A 5289-nucleotide genomic window follows, 5' to 3' on the forward strand; every position below is an offset into this window, starting at 1 on the left:
CCAACTTCAAGGCATAATTCCAACTTGGGGGGATGCCATTTCTTGGGGTGATTTGCATAACTATGACAAATTATCTTTCAATGATTGGGATTAAAGTACCAACACGTTTTGTCCTATAACCCAAAAATGCCCTCCAAAAGGAGGGCATCTATTATATTAGAATTATACTTCTTCTATCGTTGTGCTTCGTAGGCTCTGAATAGTTTAGATAATAATTCAGGTGCCAAGCGCAATAGGTCTGGGTTTTCACAGAAGGATACGCGCAATTGTGTTCTGCCTGGGTTATCTTCGCCTTTTTTACCACTATAGAAACCATTGAGTGGAGCCATGAGAAGTGTGTATTCTTTGCCATCATCAAGGCTAACTGCACCGTGTTCAGCACACCAAGAGGCAAATTCTACCCCATCAAAGCCAGGTTTTGCTACCTTCCGTACGTCAATAACAAAGTAAATAGACGCTTCTGGACGAGATACGATAAAATCAGGTTCGACCGCTTTGAAACCTTCGTGGAGTTCAAAGATCATTTGACGGTAGTAGTCACGTTGCTGCTCATACCAGTTATGAAGCTCTGCATAGCTTTCATGAGCCAAAGCACCGAAGATATATTGACCTAATGTATTAGCACTAAGGTTCGCTGTATATTCGGCTACAGATTTTTCATAGCACAATTTATTATCTGTAATGATGGCACCAATGCGTAGGCCACAAGCGTTCCATACCTTACTAGCTGTTTCAAGGCTGATACGACGGCCTTCAATGCCAGGAACATCCTTATTGGTTAACGCCCAAATACTAGATGTTTCTTTCCCTTTTTCGTAAGCCAATTCACGATATGCTTCGTCAGAGATAATCCACAAATTATGTTTCACACATAATTTTGTATATTCAATCAATGTTTCTTTACTGAATAATTGACCTGTAGGGTTATCGTAAGGAATGATGAGCAACGCACCTGGTTTTGTATCGATGATACGTTGTTCTACGGTTTCAACGGATGGCAATTCAAATTCGCCGTTTTCATTAAGTTGACGCTCCACAGTAACTGTTTTACGACCAATGCGAAGGCCTACCGCATCATAGTTTGTATAAGATGGGTTGAACATTAATAGAGGACGTTCCTCTTCCCCAGCACCACCACATACGCCAAGCATGATGATTTCCATCGCCATGGATGCACCGTCTGTTACGAGTACATTAAGGCCTGTTGTATCAAAGCCTTGGCTTCGTAGAATATGAAGGAATGCTTCACGGCATTCATCGGTACCTGTAGTTGGTACATACGGTACAATGCCTGTATGGAACGGACTATTCACACCGCCCAAATCGAACAACCGACGCTGCATGGCGGGATGCATAGGACGCATTACATTACCAATAGAACCATTCACCAAAATTGGTGGGTTCTTACGTTCCAAGAATTTAATTTGTCCTAGGCGAATGCCAGATGGCTTTCGAGCCATCATATACGGCGACAATTCTGGTTGTTTCATTCAGATCCAACTCCTCTAAAAAAGAAACTGCCTCATCAGAGAGGCTATGCTAACTGTGAAAATAACAAGAAACCTTGTTAGACGCACAACTACGGGTAACAAGTCTGTACATCACAAAGATAATATTCTTATATATAAAAAATTCCCAATATATTGATATATATAGATACTTAATATTATAGTGCTTTTGTTATAGAAAATCTATAGTTTTATAACATATACGGACTCACATATATACTATTCGTTCCATAAAGTAATACAGTATTGTCTTCAAGACATACAAAAAAGACCGAGCCCCATTGAGCTCGGTCTTGCATGCCACATGAACAATCAAACAATTAAATACTCAAATTATCTATCGATTGTTTTACGTCCATGATCGCTTGCGTTCGTATTCTTTGTATTTTTAGCTGTATGTTTAGTTGTAGAAGCTTTAGTCACAGGTTTTACTTCTTTACCTTTAGCCGGTTTAGCTTTTTCTGCCTTCACAGGTTTAGCCTTTTCTTGTTTTACCTTTTTAGATTTCTCTTGTTTCACTTTCACAGGGTTTTTAGCATTAACTGCTGCGCCTGCTGGTTTAACAAAAGCATTATTAAGGTTTGTCGCCACTTGTAGTGCTACGTCAGAGCTTGGCGTAGATACGATGGATTGGCCAGCCACAGTTACAGTGCCACCACTATAGGATGCAGAGCCTGGTGTAATTTGGTTGTTATGGTACAACCGTGCCAATTTACCAGCCATGTAATACGCCCGTTCTTCCCCTGTATAACGGCCGCTACCTGCTGGGGTATAGATATTATCACCATTTACATAAACAGCACCTTTAGATACGTTTACGTGGTTTCCAGAGTATGTGTACATGCGAGCAATATTATTGTTCACACGGTCTGTTAACTTAGGATGATTGTTCGGTGCCACTACTTGTGAAAGCCCTTCACGATAGTGTTCCCCCACTTTGTTGCGTAGTACCGCCATAGAACCAGCTGCACCGCCCACATTATATGGAGATTCACTTAAAATCTTGAATCCTAGTTCATCGGCTGCTTTTTCTTGGCTCATTGTAAACACTTGGTTAGACAAGTAGTTACCTGCTACGTTGGATAAAATGGCAGCCCCTTCGCTACCGCCTGCAGCGATACCTACCGCAGTAGATAAGCCAATTTGTTTTTTAGCGCCATTGATAATATCTTTGTGCTCACCATGTGCAATTTCATGGGCCATTACGTACGCTAATTGATCATCATCAAGGGTATCCAAAGCACCTTTATTAATAGACATAACGCGACCAAGCGTTGCAAAGGCATTAAACTCTGTATCAGGGTTTGCATAGACAACGTAAGAACGTTTTACGCTCGGCGTAGCCTCTAACGTTTTCATGATGCGATTTACACGTTCTTGAGCTGCACTATCGTTCAAGTAACCTGTTTTTTCTTTTGTACGAGCCAAGCTCTCTTTTTGGCCTTGCTCAGAATTATCCATTTTATTTAATGCAGTAGATACATAAGCCATGGCAACAGCACCACCAGCCAATGTTTGTACTGCACTAGATGCAGCATTCACTGGGGCAGTTTGCATAATAGCAGGCGCCATAGTCGCTGCCATAGCTACAGATAACGTAGCTGCTGTAAGTTTCTTGTTCATTCTCTCAACCTCTCGAATTGATTAACCATATAGTAATAAAACAAATTATCACACTAGATTTACACACTATGTATATAGTATCTCTTCATGGTAAATATAGAATGAATAATGGAACAATCATTCATCTGTCATTACTGTCTATTGATTCATCGTTACGATTATTGATCTGATGTTACTGGTTTAGCTGAAAGTACTACCGCTTCTTTACCATCTTTAGAAACGGCGCCGCCATGTGTATAGCCAACTACATCAAAGCCCGCCTCTGCACACTGCTCTGCGATGCTTTCATAATTTTCATTTTTACCACGCGTACACGTAGAAAGATGAACCGTAGTAACACCTTTTTTCTTGAAAGACTCAATTTTCTTAGCTAGATCGCCACCACTGTGCGTGAAACCGACCAACTCAATATCCTCATCTGCATAACGCTCAAAGGAATCTGCTTTATTCATAAATGCTTTTAAACAACCGCCGCAAGAACAGCGCTGCATTGTATCCTCATTGACGAGAACTGCAATTTTTTTAGACATAAAACCTCCTATTAAAGTATAGTTTGAACTTTAGTATAACATATGTATTGAGAAATGATGTATCTTAAAGCACATAAGATAATGATAAATATATAAGTAAAGATATCGTAATTTAATATTAATTAAATACTGCTAGTTTTATATCTCTCCAGTAAATGGTTAAATAAAGGTATTTAAATTACTAGACCATTGTTTATAACAATAAATGATACAACTTGATTTCTTCTTTTCATAGACCTTGAAAGATACTTAACGACCATAAGATTTGAATAGTGATTACAAGAGTAAAATAATCTACTCATTACATCTTTGAGCTACAAAATATTGCCTTCTTATCTATATAGTTAAGGTAAGAATTCAGATAAACAGTATCTATAAAATTGAGGTTCGAACGCATATATGCTATCATGGAAGAAAGAAGGATTGGGATGGAGAAACCTAAGTTTGAGTTCTATACAAGACCTAATGGACATAATGAATTTTTAGAGTTTTATAATACACTGCCTTATAAAGATCGTAGAAAATTAATGGCTACTATTGAAATGATAGAAAGAGAAGGCATGATTATAGCCTTTCAACTAGAACTTGTAAAAAAGTTAGACTATGAAATTTATGAAATACGATCTAAGATATCAAGTAATATACAACGTGTATTGTACTTTCATAAAGATAATAATAGATATATCATAACTCATGGATTTACTAAGAAAACGCAAAAAACGCCTGTTAGAGAAATCCAACATGCAAAAGAAATTAAAGTAGAATACGAGGAGGAACAATATGCCAACAATAAAATTTGATGATTTACTTAAAGAGCAGTTAAAGGATCCAAAATTTAGAGAAGGATATTATGAGGAACAAGCTAGATTAGAAAATGCGGTAGCTGTTTTAAAAGCACGAGAGGCTGCAGGACTAACACAACGTGATTTAGCAAAAAAATCTGGTGTTCCACAGTCTACAATCGCTCGTATAGAAAAGGGTGCCAATACGAGTTTAAGCACTATGTGTAAAATTGCATTTGCTTTAGATAAACAAGTAAAGATAAGTTTAGTATAAAAAGAACCCCTATGAGCTGGTTTAAAGTGGCTTATAGGGGGTTTTATGTATATTCTAGTATTAAATTATAATTACATAATTTAAAGTAACTCAAATAGTTTACGATTCATTGGCTCAGTATATCTACATAAAATCATTAATTTACATGTATTTGGACTTACTCAACGGCTTTACGGTTCGGTAACATTGGCATGTTGTACCGCGTTACCGTATGGATATAGTTTGCCTCCTACCACCAGCCGCAGGATGCTTAATCAGCGAGTTCTTATGTACGGTTCTTAGCTCCAGAATACTGGGTGTTCCTCGCTGTGGATGGACCTATGTAGCTACGCTACATGTCCATCTTACGCTCCGAACTAAGCGATGCAGTGAATCTGTCGTCGCTTCGCTTCTCCATCTTCTACTGCCCTGCTCACCAGGTACCCTGGGAGGATAGGAAGCCATACAATAAAAAAAGACACACCCTCAGGTGTGCCTTTAAGCAATCAGCGGCTTCCTATCCTCCCAGGCCGTCTCCAGCCAAGTACTTTCGGCGTTTATGAGCTTAACTACTGTGTTCGAGATGGGAACAG

General features: G+C 38.7%; 5 protein-coding genes and 1 rRNA gene. 2 read left to right on the forward strand and 4 right to left on the reverse strand.

From position 1 onward, the window contains the following. Positions 1-173 precede the first annotated feature (173 nt). From MOQ65_RS09475 to MOQ65_RS09485, 3 genes are all read right to left on the reverse strand, one after another. Entirely contained in the window at positions 174-1490 is a 1317-nt protein-coding gene (locus MOQ65_RS09475; protein WP_257847386.1) for a pyridoxal phosphate-dependent aminotransferase, read from the reverse strand. Between the two features lie 351 nt (positions 1491-1841). Next, positions 1842-3131 (reverse strand): M48 family metallopeptidase, encoded by a 1290-nt coding sequence (locus tag MOQ65_RS09480; RefSeq protein ID WP_257847387.1) that lies wholly within the window; start codon positions 3129-3131, stop codon positions 1842-1844. Positions 3132-3289: 158 nt separating this feature from the next. Next, positions 3290-3661: a CGGC domain-containing protein gene (locus MOQ65_RS09485; RefSeq protein ID WP_156719321.1), complete on the reverse strand. Its 372-nt coding sequence runs from the start codon at positions 3659-3661 to the stop codon at positions 3290-3292. A 428-nt stretch (positions 3662-4089) separates the two neighbouring features. On the opposite strand from MOQ65_RS09485, the gene MOQ65_RS09490 reads away from it, so the two are divergent. Both MOQ65_RS09490 and MOQ65_RS09495 read left to right on the forward strand, forming a co-directional pair. Then, a complete protein-coding gene (locus tag MOQ65_RS09490) occupies positions 4090-4461 on the forward strand; it encodes a type II toxin-antitoxin system RelE/ParE family toxin (protein ID WP_257847388.1) in 372 nt (123 codons plus the stop codon). Continuing rightward, positions 4442-4717 (forward strand): helix-turn-helix domain-containing protein, encoded by a 276-nt coding sequence (locus MOQ65_RS09495; protein WP_257847389.1) that lies wholly within the window; start codon positions 4442-4444, stop codon positions 4715-4717. The genes MOQ65_RS09490 and MOQ65_RS09495 overlap by 20 nt, the downstream gene beginning before the upstream one ends. Positions 4718-5200: 483 nt before the next feature. Here the strand turns inward: MOQ65_RS09495 and rrf are convergent. After that, a 5S ribosomal RNA gene (gene rrf, locus MOQ65_RS09500) occupies positions 5201-5289 on the reverse strand; the annotation flags it as partial.

The sequence above is a fragment of the Veillonella faecalis genome (assembly GCF_024677885.1).
Classification (GTDB): domain Bacteria; phylum Bacillota; class Negativicutes; order Veillonellales; family Veillonellaceae; genus Veillonella; species Veillonella nakazawae.